This window comes from Allobosea sp., from assembly GCF_035999205.1.
Classification (GTDB): Bacteria; Pseudomonadota; Alphaproteobacteria; order Rhizobiales; family Beijerinckiaceae; genus Allobosea.
On sequence record NZ_DASYHA010000024.1, the window covers coordinates 367,235 to 380,763 of the forward strand.

The 13,529-nt window shown below is 65.8% G+C and carries 12 protein-coding genes and 2 tRNA genes; 2 read left to right on the forward strand and 12 right to left on the reverse strand.

What is annotated here, in order from left to right; all coding sequences use genetic code 11:
• Positions 1-4: 4 nt before the first annotated feature.
• From VGN82_RS14470 to VGN82_RS14500, 7 genes are all read right to left on the reverse strand, one after another.
• A complete protein-coding gene (locus VGN82_RS14470) occupies positions 5-508 on the reverse strand; it encodes a hypothetical protein (RefSeq protein WP_327527721.1) in 504 nt (167 codons plus the stop codon).
• 87 nt (positions 509-595) lie between these two features.
• Positions 596-671: transfer RNA gene (locus VGN82_RS14475), tRNA-Val, on the reverse strand.
• A 139-nt stretch (positions 672-810) separates the two neighbouring features.
• Positions 811-3,237, reverse strand: a complete 2,427-nt coding sequence (gene lon, locus VGN82_RS14480; RefSeq protein ID WP_327527722.1) for an endopeptidase La — start codon at positions 3,235-3,237, stop codon at positions 811-813.
• A 348-nt stretch (positions 3,238-3,585) separates the two neighbouring features.
• Positions 3,586-4,854 (reverse strand): ATP-dependent Clp protease ATP-binding subunit ClpX, encoded by a 1,269-nt coding sequence (clpX, locus tag VGN82_RS14485; RefSeq protein ID WP_327527723.1) that lies wholly within the window; start codon positions 4,852-4,854, stop codon positions 3,586-3,588.
• Positions 4,855-5,139: 285 nt separating this feature from the next.
• Positions 5,140-5,763, reverse strand: a complete 624-nt coding sequence (locus tag VGN82_RS14490) for an ATP-dependent Clp protease proteolytic subunit (protein ID WP_414644293.1) — start codon at positions 5,761-5,763, stop codon at positions 5,140-5,142.
• 159 nt (positions 5,764-5,922) lie between these two features.
• Positions 5,923-7,368: a trigger factor gene (gene tig / locus VGN82_RS14495; protein WP_327527724.1), complete on the reverse strand. Its 1,446-nt coding sequence runs from the start codon at positions 7,366-7,368 to the stop codon at positions 5,923-5,925.
• Between the two features lie 85 nt (positions 7,369-7,453).
• Positions 7,454-7,538: transfer RNA gene (locus tag VGN82_RS14500), tRNA-Leu, on the reverse strand.
• A gap of 188 nt (positions 7,539-7,726) precedes the next feature.
• Between VGN82_RS14500 and VGN82_RS14505 the strand changes: the two genes are divergently transcribed.
• Positions 7,727-9,163 carry a multicopper oxidase family protein gene (locus tag VGN82_RS14505; protein WP_327527725.1) on the forward strand — a complete coding sequence of 479 codons (1,437 nt, stop codon included), beginning with the start codon at positions 7,727-7,729 and terminating at the stop codon, positions 9,161-9,163.
• A gap of 21 nt (positions 9,164-9,184) precedes the next feature.
• On the opposite strand, the gene VGN82_RS14510 is transcribed toward VGN82_RS14505, so the two are convergent.
• The 3 genes from VGN82_RS14510 to VGN82_RS14520 form a co-directional block, all read right to left on the reverse strand.
• Positions 9,185-9,712 (reverse strand): gluconokinase, encoded by a 528-nt coding sequence (locus VGN82_RS14510; protein ID WP_327527726.1) that lies wholly within the window; start codon positions 9,710-9,712, stop codon positions 9,185-9,187.
• Between the two features lie 6 nt (positions 9,713-9,718).
• Positions 9,719-10,705: a phosphogluconate dehydrogenase (NAD(+)-dependent, decarboxylating) gene (gene gnd / locus VGN82_RS14515; RefSeq protein ID WP_327527727.1), complete on the reverse strand. Its 987-nt coding sequence runs from the start codon at positions 10,703-10,705 to the stop codon at positions 9,719-9,721.
• 76 nt (positions 10,706-10,781) lie between these two features.
• Positions 10,782-11,702: an AraC family transcriptional regulator gene (locus VGN82_RS14520; protein ID WP_327527728.1), complete on the reverse strand. Its 921-nt coding sequence runs from the start codon at positions 11,700-11,702 to the stop codon at positions 10,782-10,784.
• Here VGN82_RS14520 and VGN82_RS14525 point away from each other — a divergent pair.
• Positions 11,701-12,111: a DUF2000 domain-containing protein gene (locus tag VGN82_RS14525; protein ID WP_327527729.1), complete on the forward strand. Its 411-nt coding sequence runs from the start codon at positions 11,701-11,703 to the stop codon at positions 12,109-12,111. The genes VGN82_RS14520 and VGN82_RS14525 overlap by 2 nt on opposite strands.
• Positions 12,112-12,120: 9 nt before the next feature.
• Here the strand turns inward: VGN82_RS14525 and VGN82_RS14530 are convergent, their stop codons facing one another.
• Both VGN82_RS14530 and VGN82_RS14535 read right to left on the reverse strand, forming a co-directional pair.
• The gene (locus VGN82_RS14530; protein WP_327527730.1) at positions 12,121-12,414 is read right to left on the reverse strand and encodes a hypothetical protein; all 294 of its coding nucleotides are present in this window, start codon (positions 12,412-12,414) and stop codon (positions 12,121-12,123) included.
• A 17-nt stretch (positions 12,415-12,431) separates the two neighbouring features.
• Positions 12,432-13,442 carry a 1-aminocyclopropane-1-carboxylate deaminase gene (locus VGN82_RS14535; protein ID WP_327527731.1) on the reverse strand — a complete coding sequence of 337 codons (1,011 nt, stop codon included), beginning with the start codon at positions 13,440-13,442 and terminating at the stop codon, positions 12,432-12,434.
• Between the last annotated feature and the right edge of the window lie 87 nt (positions 13,443-13,529).

The window sequence follows — 13,529 nt, forward strand, 5'->3', positions numbered from 1 at the left end:
CGCGCTATTCGGGCGAGGCCAGACAGGGGTCGAGGAGGACATGGCGGGGATTCTGACGGCTATATCCGCCACGCAGGACCACTTTGTCGCCGAGCTTCAGTTCATTCGCGCTGTAGGTCACGCAGAGCACGCGCACGCCCGGATCGGCACAGACCGCGACATACCAGAGTGCTCCATCGGTCTGAATCAGTGTCACGGGACCGGCAATGGCCATATCGACACGCGAATCGCGAGGAACCGAATCCGGAAGCTGGGCGGCGACATCGTCGCAGGTCGCCGGCTTGGCCGGCTGCTCCGGCCGGGAAAAGGCCGGGCGATCAGCGAAAAAGGAATCGGGGAGTTGCGCCTGCGACAAGGCTCCCGTCGCTCCAATGCCGGCGGCTAGCCCTGCGCCGGCCAGAGCCAGGACATGCTGGCGAACGGGGCGGATGTTGAAATGCATGGACGAGAGCATGCCGACGAACATGGCGGAAATGCCGGCCGTAACGGACTCGACGACGCCGTTCATGGGCGAACCACCAGGCAGGAATGCCACTCGCCAGAAAGACCGCGGGACGGCGGCCAGATCATCTATCGCCAGCAATCACTTGCGGCATGGTGGGCGGTGACGGGCTCGAACCGCCGACCCTCTCCGTGTAAAGGAGACGCTCTACCAACTGAGCTAACCGCCCCTGCTGTGCGGGGTTTAAGGCCTGCGGGCCGCCTCAGCAAGCGGCCACAGAGGGCGCAGCCGCCCTTATCCGCCCTCCCCCAAGAGAAAGTCGCCGGCGACAGGCGCCGGCGACCCTTCATTCGAGCCTGCGTGGCCGCTCAGTGAGCGACGACGCCGGCTGCATCCTCGTCGGCACCCTTGGCCGGGATCGCCTTGAGATCCTCTTCCCAGACGATCGGAATCGGCTGGCGGGTCAGGGCGTGCTGGAGAACCTGCTCCATCCGCGAGACGGGAATGATCTCCATTCCCTCCTTCACGGACTTGGGCAGATCGACCAGATCCTTGGCGTTATCCTCGGGAATCAGCACCTTCTTGATGCCGCCCCGCAGCGCCGCCAGGAGCTTCTCCTTCAACCCGCCGATCGGCAGCACCCTGCCCCGCAGCGTGACCTCGCCGGTCATGGCGACGTCGCGGTTGGTCGGGATGCCGGTCAGGACCGAGACGATCGAGGTCGCCATCGCGATGCCGGCCGACGGCCCATCCTTCGGGGTCGCCCCCTCGGGAACATGGACGTGGATGTCGCGCCGGTCGAACAAGGGCGGCTCGATGCCGAAATCGACGGCGCGCGAGCGGACATAGGATGCCGCCGCCGAGATCGATTCCTTCATCACGTCCTTGAGGTTGCCCGTGACGGTCATCCTGCCCTTGCCGGGCATCATGACGCCTTCGATGGTCAGAAGCTCGCCGCCGACCTCGGTCCAGGCCAGGCCGGTGACGACACCGACCTGGTCCTCGGTTTCCGCCATGCCATAGCGATAGCGCGGCGGGCCGAGATACTCCTCGAGCAACTCGTTGTTGACGGCGATCTTCTTCTTCTTGGTCAGCACGATGTCCTTCACCGCCTTGCGGACGGTGTTGGAGAGCTCGCGCTCGAGATTGCGGACACCCGCCTCCCGCGTATAGCGGCGAACCAGCGTCTGCAGCGCATCGTTCTCGATCGACCATTCCTTGGATTCGAGGCCGTGCTTCTTGATCGCGTTCGGGATCAGGTGACGCCGGGCGATCTCGGTCTTCTCATCCTCGGTGTAGCCGGCGATGCGGATCACCTCCATGCGGTCCAGCAGGGCCGGCGGGATGTTCAGCGTGTTCGCCGTCGTCACGAACATGACGTTCGACAGATCGTAGTCGACCTCGAGATAGTGGTCGTTGAAGGTGCCGTTCTGCTCGGGATCAAGGACCTCGAGCAGGGCCGCCGAGGGGTCGCCACGGAAGTCCTGGCCCATCTTGTCGATCTCGTCGAGCAGGATGAGCGGGTTCGAGGTCTTGGCCTTCTTCATCGACTGGATGATCTTGCCGGGCATCGAGCCGATATAGGTGCGGCGGTGACCGCGGATCTCTGCCTCGTCACGCACGCCGCCGAGCGACATGCGCACGAACTCGCGGCCGGTCGCCTTGGCGATCGACTTGCCGAGCGAGGTCTTGCCGACGCCCGGAGGGCCGACGAGGCACAGGATCGGGCCGGCGAGCCGGTTGGTGCGCTGCTGCACAGCCAGGTACTCGACGATGCGGTCCTTGACCTTGTCCAGGCCGAAGTGATCGTCGTCCAGCACCGCCTGCGCGGCAGCCAGATCCTTCTTGATCTTCGACTTCTTGCCCCACGGGATGCCGAGCATCCAGTCGAGGTAGTTGCGCACGACCGTAGCCTCGGCAGACATCGGCGACATCTGGCGCAGCTTCTTCATCTCCGCGACGGCCTTGTCACGGGCCTCCTTGGAGAGCTTGGTGCGGGCGATGCGCTCTTCCAGCTCGGCCAGCTCGTCACGGCCTTCCTCGCCGTCGCCGAGCTCCTTCTGGATCGCCTTCATCTGCTCGTTGAGATAGTACTCGCGCTGGGTCTTCTCCATCTGGCGCTTGACGCGCGAGCGGATGCGCTTCTCGACCTGAAGCACCGACATCTCGCTTTCCATCAGCGAGAGGACCTTCTCAAGCCGATGCGCGACATGGGTGATCTCGAGGACCGCCTGGCGATCGGCAATCTTGACCGCCAGATGCGAAGCGACGGTGTCGGCGAGCTTGGAGGGCTCCTCGATCTGCGACACGGCGGCGACGATCTCGGGCGAGATCTTCTTGTTGAGCTTCACATAGCTCTCGAACTCGCTGATGACCGAGCGGCCGAGCGCCTCGACCTCGACCTTCTTGCCTTCTTCCTCGGCGAGGCCGGTGGCCTCGGCCTGATAGAAAGCCTCGTCGGCGACGTAAGCCGTCGCCTTGGCGCGGCCGACGCCCTCGACCAAGACCTTCACGGTGGAGTCGGGCAGTTTCAGAAGCTGCAGCACACGGGCGAGCGTGCCGATCTCATAGATATCCTTCGTCTCCGGATCGTCGTCTCCGGCATTCTTCTGCGTGGCGAGCAGGATCAGCCCGTCGGTCTTCACGACCTCTTCCAGGGCACGGATCGACTTCTCGCGGCCGACGAAGAGCGGCACGATCATGTGGGGGAAAACGACGATGTCGCGCAGGGGCAGAACCGGATAGGTGCCGGTCTCACCAGAAACGAAAGGAGCGCGGGGCGCCGAGCCAGTCATGACTATTCCTTTGTGGTTGCGCCCGGCGGACCCCCAAGATGGGCGGAGCGATCGGGCGTTCGCGACCGGAGCGACCATTCACTCCGTCCGCCCCCGCGCATCGCACCCTCGACAGGCATGCGACTCTCGCGAGTGTACTTAAAGTGGAGACTTCCTCGCCGGCTTTCAAGCGAGACCGTCGAGCGTGCAGTGCAACACCGAGGTCCGATCCGATCACGGTAAGCGCATTCCTGCATCGGGCTCCACGCGGGCTGTCCCAGTGCGGCAAGGGTTCCGCGCCGGCACACCCCCATACGCAAAACGCGCGCCAAGGGGCGCGCGTTCGCTGTCTCGATGCCTGTGGACGACTCAGGCCGAAGCCGACTTCGCCTCGTCCTCGCGCTCCGAATAGATGAAGAGCGGGCGCGCCTTCGACTCCACGGCTTCCGGACCGATCACGACCTGCTCGACGCCTTCGAGGCCGGGCAGCTCGTACATGGTCTCGAGCAGGATGCCCTCCATGATCGAGCGCAGCCCGCGCGCGCCGGTCTTCCGGTCGATCGCCTTGCGGGCGATCAGGCTGACCGCCTCGTCGGTGAAGGTCAGCTCGGTGTCCTCCATCTCGAACAGGCGCTGGTACTGCTTGACGAGAGCGTTCTTCGGCTCGGTCAGGATGGTCTTCAGCGCAGCCTCGTCGAGATCCTCCAGCGTCGCCAGGACCGGCAAGCGGCCGACGAATTCAGGGATCAGGCCGAACTTCAGCAGATCCTCGGGCTCGACCTCGCGGAAGATCGCACCGGTGCGCCGGTCGTCGGGCGCCTGGACTGTCGCGCCAAAGCCGATCGAGGTGCCCTTGCCGCGACCCGAGATGATCTTGTCGAGGCCCGCGAAGGCGCCGCCACAGATGAACAGGATGTTCGTCGTGTCGACCTGCAGGAACTCCTGCTGGGGATGCTTGCGACCACCCTGCGGCGGCACGGAGGCGACCGTGCCTTCCATGATCTTCAGCAGCGCCTGCTGGACGCCCTCACCCGAGACATCCCGCGTGATCGACGGGTTGTCGGACTTGCGGCTGATCTTGTCGATCTCGTCGATATAGACAATGCCGCGCTGCGCCCGCTCGACATTGTAGTCCGAGGCCTGGAGCAGCTTGAGGATGATGTTCTCGACGTCCTCGCCGACATAGCCGGCTTCGGTCAGCGTCGTCGCATCCGCCATGGTGAAGGGCACGTCGAGGATGCGGGCGAGCGTCTGCGCGAGCAGCGTCTTGCCCGAGCCGGTTGGTCCGATCAGCAGGATGTTGGACTTCGCCAGCTCGACGTCGTTGTGCTTCGTCGCGTGGGAAAGCCGCTTGTAGTGGTTGTGGACAGCAACCGACAGGACCTTCTTCGCATGCTCCTGGCCGATGACATAGTCGTCCAGGACCTTGCGGATTTCCTTCGGGGTCGGCACGCCGTCCTTCGACTTCACCAGCGCGGATTTGGATTCCTCGCGGATGATGTCCATGCAGAGCTCGACGCACTCGTCGCAGATGAACACGGTCGGGCCCGCAATCAGCTTGCGAACCTCGTGCTGGCTCTTGCCGCAGAAGGAGCAGTAGAGCGTGCTCTTCGAATCGCCGCCGCTGACCTTACTCATCGTCCATCTCCATTCTCGGAGCCGGAGACCACATCAGCCGAGGCGGATGCAACCGTCGTCTCTCCGTCATAATAAGGCGCCCAGTTCACGATCATCAGGTTAACGCCCCGTTCCGGCACGTTCTGGATCGAGCCTGATCCACAACCGGATCATGCAGGGGCACCTGGGGATCATCCCCACGCCTGTCCGAGTCCCCATGCAACCATGGGGCCGGCTAGCTTGCAATATGTGCACTGCGCGCTGCAAAGCCAACCCACAGGCAGCGCGCCAGCGCGTCGCAGACCCTCAGGCCGCCTCTTCCGGACGCTTGTCGATGACCTTGTCGATCAGGCCGAACTCGCGCGCCGCCTCGGAGGTCATGAAATTGTCGCGCTCCAGGGCCGCTTCGATTTCAGCGTAGCTGCGGCCCGTATGATGCACATAAATCTCATTCAAACGGCGCTTCAGGCTCTCGACTTCCTTGGCGTGGATCAGGATGTCGGTGACCTGGCCCTGATAGCCGCCGGAGGGTTGGTGCACCATGATGCGCGCGTTCGGCAGAGCGAAGCGCATGTCCTTGGCGCCGGCGGTGAGCAGCAGCGAGCCCATCGAGGCGGCCTGGCCGACACACAAGGTCGTGACCGGGCAGCGGATGAACTGCATCGTGTCGTAGATCGACAGCCCCGAGGTGACCACGCCGCCGGGCGAGTTGATGTAGAAGGAGATTTCCTTCTTGGGGTTCTCGGCCTCGAGGAAGAGGAGCTGCGCCACGATCAGCGACGCGGAATAATCCTCGACCGGTCCGGTCAGGAAGATGATGCGCTCGCGCAGCAGGCGCGAATAGATGTCGAAGGCACGCTCGCCGCGGCTCGACTGCTCGACCACCATCGGGACGAGATTGTTGTAGGTCTCGATCGGATCGCGCAGCATGGACATGTCCTTGAGTGGCAGAGGCCGGATAGGAACCGGCGAATCGTGGCTGTCTTGAGGAGACCTCCACATAAGCACGGCAAAGGCGGCTGAAAAGAGAAGCGCCGCCCGGCGGTGGGCCGAGCGGCGCAAATGTTCGGATTAAGGTTTCCGACGCGCTCAGGCGGAGGCGTCGTCGCCGGCAGCATCCTCGGCCTTGTCGGCCTTCTTCGCCTTCTTCGCGGCGGCCTTCTTCGGCTTGGCCTCGGTCGTGGCAGCCTCGGCATCCTCGTCGGCGTAGAGCGCCTCGCGGGAAACCGACTGGTCCTCGACCTTCACCTGACCGAGCAGATGGTCGACGACCTTCTCCTCGAAGATCGGTGCGCGGATCTCGGCGAGAGCCTGCGGGTTCTTGCGGTAGAACTCCCAGACCTGCTTCTCCTGGCCGGGGAACTGGCGAGCACGCTCGACCAGGGCCTGGGTGACCTCGTCATCCGAGATCTGGACCTTGGCCTGCTCGCCGATCTCGGCCAGCACGAGGCCGAGGCGGACGCGGCGCTCGGCGATCTTGCGGTAGTCGGCCTTCGCAGCCTCCTCGGTCGTGCCCTCGTCCTCGAAGGACTTCTTGGATTCCTTCATATCCGTCTCGACCTGGCTCCAGACCGCGGCGAACTCCTGCTCGACCAGGGTCGGGGGCAGCTCGAAGCTGTACTTGCCGTCGAGCGCATCCAGCAGGCTCTTCTTGAGCTTGCGGCGCGACTGCTGGCCGAAATCGCGGCCGATCTGCTCGCGGACGGCGGTCTTCAGCGCATCCAGCGACTCCATGCCGAAGGACTTGGCGAGCTCGTCGTCGATCTTGACCGGCTCGGGAGCCTGGACCTCGGTCGCGGTGACCTCGAACTCGGCCGGCTTACCGGCGAGGTGGGTCGCCGTGTAGTTCTCCGGGAAGGTGACCTTCACCGTGCGGGTCTCGCCGGCCTTGATGCCTTCGAGCTGCTCCTCGAAGCCGGGGATGAACTGGCCTGCGCCGAGATCGAGCGAGATGCCCTCGCCCGTGCCGCCGTCGAAGGGCTTGCCCTCGAGCGTGCCGACAAAGGAGATCATCAGGCGGTCGCCCTTGTCGGCCTTGGCCTTCTCGCCCTTATTGCTGAAGCTGCGGTTCGACGCGGCCATGCGCTCCAGCGCGGCGTCGACATCGGCGTCCGGAACCTCGGCGACCGGCTTGACCAGCGCGACGTCGGAGAGGTCGGCGATCTCGATCTTCGGCAGAACCTCGAGCGCGACGGTGAAGGCGAGATCGCCCTTGGCCTCCATCGCGGCCTCGATCTCGTCCTTGTTCTCGGGGAACTTGATCTGCGGCTCGAAGGCCAGCTTCAGGCCGTTATCGGCGACGATCTTCTGGTTGGCCTCGTTGACCGCGTTCTGCACGACATCGGCCATGACCGAGCGGCCATAGAGCCGGCGCAGATGGCCGACCGGCACCTTGCCGGGACGGAAGCCGTTGATGCGGGCCTTGCCCTGAAGGCCCTGAAGGCCGTCATCGAGCCGCGTTTTGAGGTCGGCGGCGTTCAGCACCACCTGAAATTCGCGCTTGAGGCCCTGCGAGAGGGTTTCGGTCACGTTCATCGTTCGATCCGCCAACAGCTCGTTACTTCAATGTCCAAAGCGCGACGCCGGGAGACCGCCGCCGCGCTCGCGAAAACCAGTTCGATGGTGCGGGCGGAGGGAATCGAACCCCCACGACTTTCGCCGCTGGAACCTAAATCCAGTGCGTCTACCAGTTCCGCCACGCCCGCCGGCCCGATAGCGCTGCGCGCGAGCAAACGCAGCGCGGCCATCATTGGGCGCCGGTGCTATACGCATTTCGGCCGCGCCATGCAGCAAAAAAATGACGGTTCTGCAAAACATGCTGGTCGCGGGACAGCGACAGGCTCCAGGCGACAACCTCTCGCCATCGCGCGCAGGTGCAATTATGCCGGTTTGCATGAGTGACCAGCCAGACCGCCCTGCCCGCCCGACGCGCCGTGCCGCCCTCGCCGGCCTCGGGAGCGCCGCCGCGCTGCCCTTCGCGTCCCGTGCCGTGGCGCAGGCGCAACCCGGGGCCGCCGCGCCTGCGCCGGAATCTGCAGCGCGCCTGCTGACGGCGGCACCGGCCAAGGCGAGACTAAGGCCCGCACCAGCCGTCGAAAGCGAAATCTGGGCCTTTGACGGCGCGACGCCTGGCCCGGCGCTGCGAATCAAGCAGGGCCAGACGCTGCGGTTGACCGTGGCGAACAGGACGGCGAGCCCGCTCGCGCTGCATTGGCACGGCCTGCGCGGCGACGCGGCCATGGACGGGGTCGGCGGCTTCAGCCAGCCCCCGATCGCGCCGGGCGAGAGCTTCGAGTACCGGCTCAAGCCGCCGGATTCCGGGACGGTCCTGTATCGGCCGCTGGTTCTTGGCGGATCGTCCGAGCCAGCCGGCCGCGGACTGAGCGGCATGCTGGTGGTCGAGGAAACGGATCCGCCCCCGGTCGATCTCGACCTGCCGGTTCTGGTGACGGACTGGCTGCTCGGCGACGACAACGCCTTGCAGCCCTTCTCCCCAACCAGCGCGGATGGCGCCGGGGCTGGACGGCTCGGGAGCTGGGTCACCGTGAACGGCGGCTCGCCGCCGCAGCGCGTGCCTGTCGCGCCCGGCGCCCGTGTCCGGCTTCGGCTGGCCAATGCCTGCAACGCCCGGATCATGAGATTGCGCTTCGACGGCATCAAAGCGGTCGTCATCGCGGTCGACGGCCAGCCGACCGAATCGTTCGAGCCGGTTCGCTCGCAGCTGCCCTTCGCCCCGGGCACGCGCTACGACCTGCTCGTCGACATGCCCACGGACGCCGGCGCCACGGCCATCGTCACCGCCCTCGTCGGCTCTGGCGTACCGCTCGTGCGGCTGGTCACGGACGGAGCCAGCAAGCCCGTGTCGACGGCGCCCATGGCCTTGAAGGCCAATCCGACCTTGCCCGCTGCGGTGCGCCTGCAGGACGCGCACCGCCCCCAGATCGTGATCGAGGGCGGCGCGAAGGTCTCAGCCGATTTCAAGCTCGACATGGCGGGGATCGATCCGGCCCTGCCCTGGCGCATCAATGGCGGCGTGGGCGATGCTTCGGCCAAGCCGCTCTTCAGCGTGAAGCGGGGCACGCCGGTCGTGCTGGCGATCGAGAACAAGACGGCCTTCTTCCAGCCGATTCATGTCCACGGGCACAGCTTCCGGCTGCTGCACCCGCTCGACGACGGCTGGGAGCCCTATTTCCTCGACACGGTGCAGATTCCCGACGGCAAGCGGCTGCACATCGCCTTCATCGCGGAAAATCCGGGGCGATGGCTGATCTCGTCGACCGTGCTGGAGCGATTCGACCGGGGGCTTTGGAGCTGGTTCGAGGTGACCTGACGCTCGACCGCGAAGCCCGGTTCAGACCAGGCCGAGTCTCGTCAGCACTTCCGATTCGATCGCGTCCTTCGAGGCCTCGACCGAGACGACCAGCGGGCGCTCGTCGTCGCCCGGCTCCTCCAGCGTCGCGAACTGGCTGTCGAGCAGCGCCGTCGGCATGAAGTGGTGCTGGCGCTGCGCCATGCGCTGGCCGATCAGCTCGCGCGAACCCTTCAGATAGACGAGCGCGACATCCGGCCGGTCACCGATGATGACGCGCCGATACGCCCGCTTCAGGGCCGAGCAGGTGACGATGCCGTTGCCGCCTGTTTCCCGCAGGTCGTCGATCCAGGCGGCGATCGCAGCCAGCCAGGGCTTGCGGTCGTCGTCGTTCAGCGGCGTGCCGCCCGCCATTTTGGCGACGTTCTCCGGCGGGTGGAACGAATCGGCGTCGCGGAAGGACCAGCCGAGCTGGGCGGCAAGGCGCTCGCCGAGCGAGGTCTTGCCCGAGCTGGCGACGCCCATGACGACGATGACGGCCGGCTTCACGGCCGCTTGCGAGGAAGTCATGCCGCGTCAGCCCTGCTTCTTGGGTTCGACATGACCGCCGAAGCCGGCGCGCATGGCGGAGAGGATCTTTTCGCCGAAGGTGTGGTCGACACGGGAGCGGAAGCGCGCGAACAGCGCCGAGGTCAGGACCTCGGCCGGAGTCGCGGTCTCGACGGCGGCATCGACCGTCCAGCGCCCCTCGCCCGAATCCGAGACATTGCCGGAATAGGCGGAGAGCTCCTCGTCGGCCGCCAGCGCCTCGGCGGTCAGGTCGAGCAGCCAGGAGGTCACCACCGAACCGCGCCGCCAGACCTCGGCGATCTCTGCGGTGTCGAATTCGAAGCCGTATTCCGGCGGCAGGCCTTCCTTGGCGGAGGCGTTGCGCAGCAGGTCGAAGCCCTCGGCGAAGGCCTGCATCATGCCGTACTCGATGCCGTTATGGACCATCTTGACGAAGTGGCCGGATCCGACCGGGCCGCAATGCAGATAGCCCTGCTCGGCCGTCGGGTTGCGGCCCTCGCGATGCTTCGTCGGCTCGATCTCGCCCTTGCCGGGCGCCAGCGCCTTGAAGATCGGCTCGAGCCGCTCATAGGCCGCCTTGTCGCCGCCGATCATCAGGCAATAGCCGCGATCGAGCCCATGGACGCCGCCGGAGGTGCCGATATCCATGTAGTGCAGACCCTTGGCCGCGAAGTCGCGCCCGCGCCGGACATCGTCCTTCCAGAAGGCGTTGCCGCCGTCGATCAGCGTATCGCCCGGCGAAAGCATTTCGGCGAGCTCAGCCAGCGTGCCCTCGGTGATCTTGCCGGCCGGGAGCATCACCCAGATCGCGCGTGGCGTCTGGAGCTTCGCGACCATGTCCTTGAGATCGGAGGCGACGATTGCGCCGTCTGCCGCAAGCGCCAGGCCGGGCTTCGGGTCGCGGTCGTAGACGACGCAGTCATGGCCCGCACGCCTCAGACGGCGCACGATGTTGCCACCCATGCGGCCGAGGCCGATCACTCCAAGCTGCATTACGTCCAATCCTTCATCGCTTGCGGCAACCTGGCGGCCGCATCGTTTCAGCGCGGTTCTTGCACTCCGCGCCGGCTCACGACAAGCCACCCGGCGCGAGGGGCGCCCCGCCAGGGCGCGCAACCCGAGCCATGCCGTCTGCCTGCTGCAGGGCACGCCATCGCCCGGGAGGCAGGCCGTAGGCACGCCGGAACTGCCGCGTCAGATGGCTCTGGTCGGCGAAGCCGCAGGTCGCTGCAATGTCCGCGAGGCCGGCACCGGTACGCAGCAGAGTGCGAGCCCGATCAAGCCGGCGCATGACGAGATAGTGATGCGGACTTGTTCCGAAGGCGGCACGGAAATGCCGCGCCAGCGCGAAACGGTCGAGGTCCGCGATCTCTTCAAGCCTTGCCGAACTGATCGGGCCATGGCCGTCGTGCAGGCATTGCCGGACCCGCTCGGCTGCCGCGAAATCCGGCGTGAATCCGATCGCCCTTGCAGCATCCGGCGCGAGCGCCAGCAGCGCATCGGCTATCCCAAGAATGACGGCATCCCGGTCCAGCTCATCGAATGGGGCATCGAGCGAAGCCAGCCCACGCCCGACCGCAGCAACCAGCCGTGGATCCGACGAGACGGCGGCCTTCACGAAGGGCAGTGTTCTTGCGGCCTTGCCAAGCGCCGAGCGGACCAGACGCGGCTCCAGATAAAGCATTCGGTAGAGGAAGCCGCTGTCGACGCCGGAGCGACCGTTATGAACCTCGTCCGGATGGAGCACGATGGCATTGCCGGCCAGACTGTCCTGCCGGCCGCCGCGATAGTCGAAAGACTGCACGCCCGTCAGAGTCAGGCCGAGCGCATAGGTATCATGCCGGTGCGGATCGTAGGCGTGGCCGCCGAAGAAGGCCTCGATGCGCTCGACACCCTCGGCACCGGCACCGGCACGAAGCCAATCGCCAGGCAGCGATCCGCACGATCGTTCAAGACCGCCGGCTGTCGAAGGGTCTAGCTCTCGCGTCATGCGTTACGACACCAAGATCGCCATCGCGGTGCGCGAGGATCTCGCCACCTGGCAAAAGCTCAACGTCGCCAGCTTCCTCGCCGGCGGACTGGTCGCAGCCTATCCCGAACTCGGCGGCGAAAACTACGCTGACGCCTCGGGACGGTTCTACGGACCGCTGATCCGGCAACCGATCCTGATCTTCGCGGCCTCGCCCGGGCAGTTCGCGAGCACCCTCCAGCGCGCGCAGCAGCGCGGCGTGCGCCCCCACATCTATACGAGCGAGCTGTTCTCGACCGGCAACGACGCCGACAACCGCGCCGCCGTCGCGACGGTGAGGACAGACGCGCTCGATCTCGTCGGTCTCGCCTTCCATGGCGAGCGCAAGGAGATCGACAGGATCACCAAAGGCCTCTCGCTGCACGGCTGACAGGCCGCCTCAGGGAAACATCAGGGCCAGCGGCTCCATCGACCAGAGCGGCTGAACCTGCAGGATCCGCGTCCGTGTCGTATTCGCGAGGACGCCTTCGTCGCGCCAGCGCTCGATCAGGCCCGGTGCCGCCGCGGCGCGAGCCAGGCCGATCGCGACGACGTCGCGCCCGGGCAAGCCAGCGCCGCCAGCTTCCGTGCCGACGAAGCTCAGCCTCGCCTGCCCGGCCAGCGCGAGCGCGCCGACCCTCTCGAGCAGGGCGGAGCGCCCGGAGGCCGCCGCCGTCTCGAATTCGATGAGCACGACGACCTCCATCGCGCTCAGCCGTTGCGGAAGGTGTAGCTGTAGCCGTTGATCGCCGGCACGCCGCCGAGATGGGCGTAGAGCACCTTCGAGCCGGCGGGGAAGAAGCCCTTCCTGACCAGATCGATCATCCCCTGCATGGATTTCCCCTCATAGACGGGGTCGGTCATCATGCCTTCGAGGCGGGCCGAGAGGCGGATGGCCTCGATCGTCTCCTTCGAGGGGACGCCATAGACCGGATAGGCGTAGTCCTCGTTCAGGACGATGTCGTCGGCGACGATGTCCTTGCCGCCGATCAGCGCCGAGGTCTTCTGCGCGATCTCGAGCACCTGCGCCTTGGTCTGTGCGGGGGTGAAGGAAGCGTCGATGCCGATGACGTTGCGCTGGCGACCATCCTTGGCGAAGCCGACCACCATGCCGGCATGGGTCGAGCCGGTGACCGTACAGACGACGATGAAGTCGAACTTGAAGCCGAGTTCGGCCTCCTGCGCCCTCACCTCCTCGGCGAAGCCGACATAGCCGAGCCCGCCGAACTTGTGCACGGAGGCGCCAGCCGGGATCGCATAGGGCTTGCCGCCCTTGGCCTTCACATCGGCCAGCGCATTCTCCCAGCTTTCACGGATGCCGATGTCGAAGCCCTCGTCGACGAGCTGCACATCGGCGCCCATGACCCGCGAGAGCAGGATATTGCCGACACGGTCATAGACGGCGTCGTCATGCGGCACCCAGCTCTCCTGCACGAGGCGGCACTTCATGCCGATCTTGGCAGCCGTCGCAGCAACCATGCGAGTGTGGTTCGACTGCACGCCGCCGATCGAGACGAGCGTGTCGGCGCCCGAGGCGATCGCATCCGGCACGATGTATTCGAGCTTGCGCAGCTTGTTGCCGCCGAAGGCCAGCCCGGAGTTGCAGTCCTCGCGCTTGGCATAGAGTTCCACGTTGCCGCCGAGATGGGCGGACAAGCGCGACAACTTCTCGATGGGCGTCGGCCCGAAGGTGAGCGGATAGCGCTCGAATTTCGACAGCATGATCCTTGCTTGCTCCCGGTTAAACACCCGGAAACGCTAGCCAATTTCGGATGGAACGTCCTTCCGAAGTTACCCCTTAGAATGACG

What these genes read in the sequence shown, in the direction of transcription:
- VGN82_RS14470 (WP_327527721.1), bottom strand. Translation starts at nt 508, where the DNA reads ATGAACGGCGTCGTCGAGTCCGTTACGGCCGGCATTTCCGCCATGTTC.
- lon (WP_327527722.1), bottom strand. Translation starts at nt 3,237, where the DNA reads ATGACTGGCTCGGCGCCCCGCGCTCCTTTCGTTTCTGGTGAGACCGGC.
- clpX (WP_327527723.1), bottom strand. Translation starts at nt 4,854, where the DNA reads ATGAGTAAGGTCAGCGGCGGCGATTCGAAGAGCACGCTCTACTGCTCC.
- VGN82_RS14490 (WP_414644293.1), bottom strand. Translation starts at nt 5,763, where the DNA reads ATGCTGCGCGATCCGATCGAGACCTACAACAATCTCGTCCCGATGGTG.
- tig (WP_327527724.1), bottom strand. Translation starts at nt 7,368, where the DNA reads ATGAACGTGACCGAAACCCTCTCGCAGGGCCTCAAGCGCGAATTTCAG.
- VGN82_RS14505 (WP_327527725.1), top strand. Translation starts at nt 7,727, where the DNA reads ATGAGTGACCAGCCAGACCGCCCTGCCCGCCCGACGCGCCGTGCCGCC.
- VGN82_RS14510 (WP_327527726.1), bottom strand. Translation starts at nt 9,712, where the DNA reads ATGACTTCCTCGCAAGCGGCCGTGAAGCCGGCCGTCATCGTCGTCATG.
- gnd (WP_327527727.1), bottom strand. Translation starts at nt 10,705, where the DNA reads ATGCAGCTTGGAGTGATCGGCCTCGGCCGCATGGGTGGCAACATCGTG.
- VGN82_RS14525 (WP_327527729.1), top strand. Translation starts at nt 11,701, where the DNA reads ATGCGTTACGACACCAAGATCGCCATCGCGGTGCGCGAGGATCTCGCC.
- VGN82_RS14520 (WP_327527728.1), bottom strand. Translation starts at nt 11,702, where the DNA reads ATGACGCGAGAGCTAGACCCTTCGACAGCCGGCGGTCTTGAACGATCG.
- VGN82_RS14535 (WP_327527731.1), bottom strand. Translation starts at nt 13,442, where the DNA reads ATGCTGTCGAAATTCGAGCGCTATCCGCTCACCTTCGGGCCGACGCCC.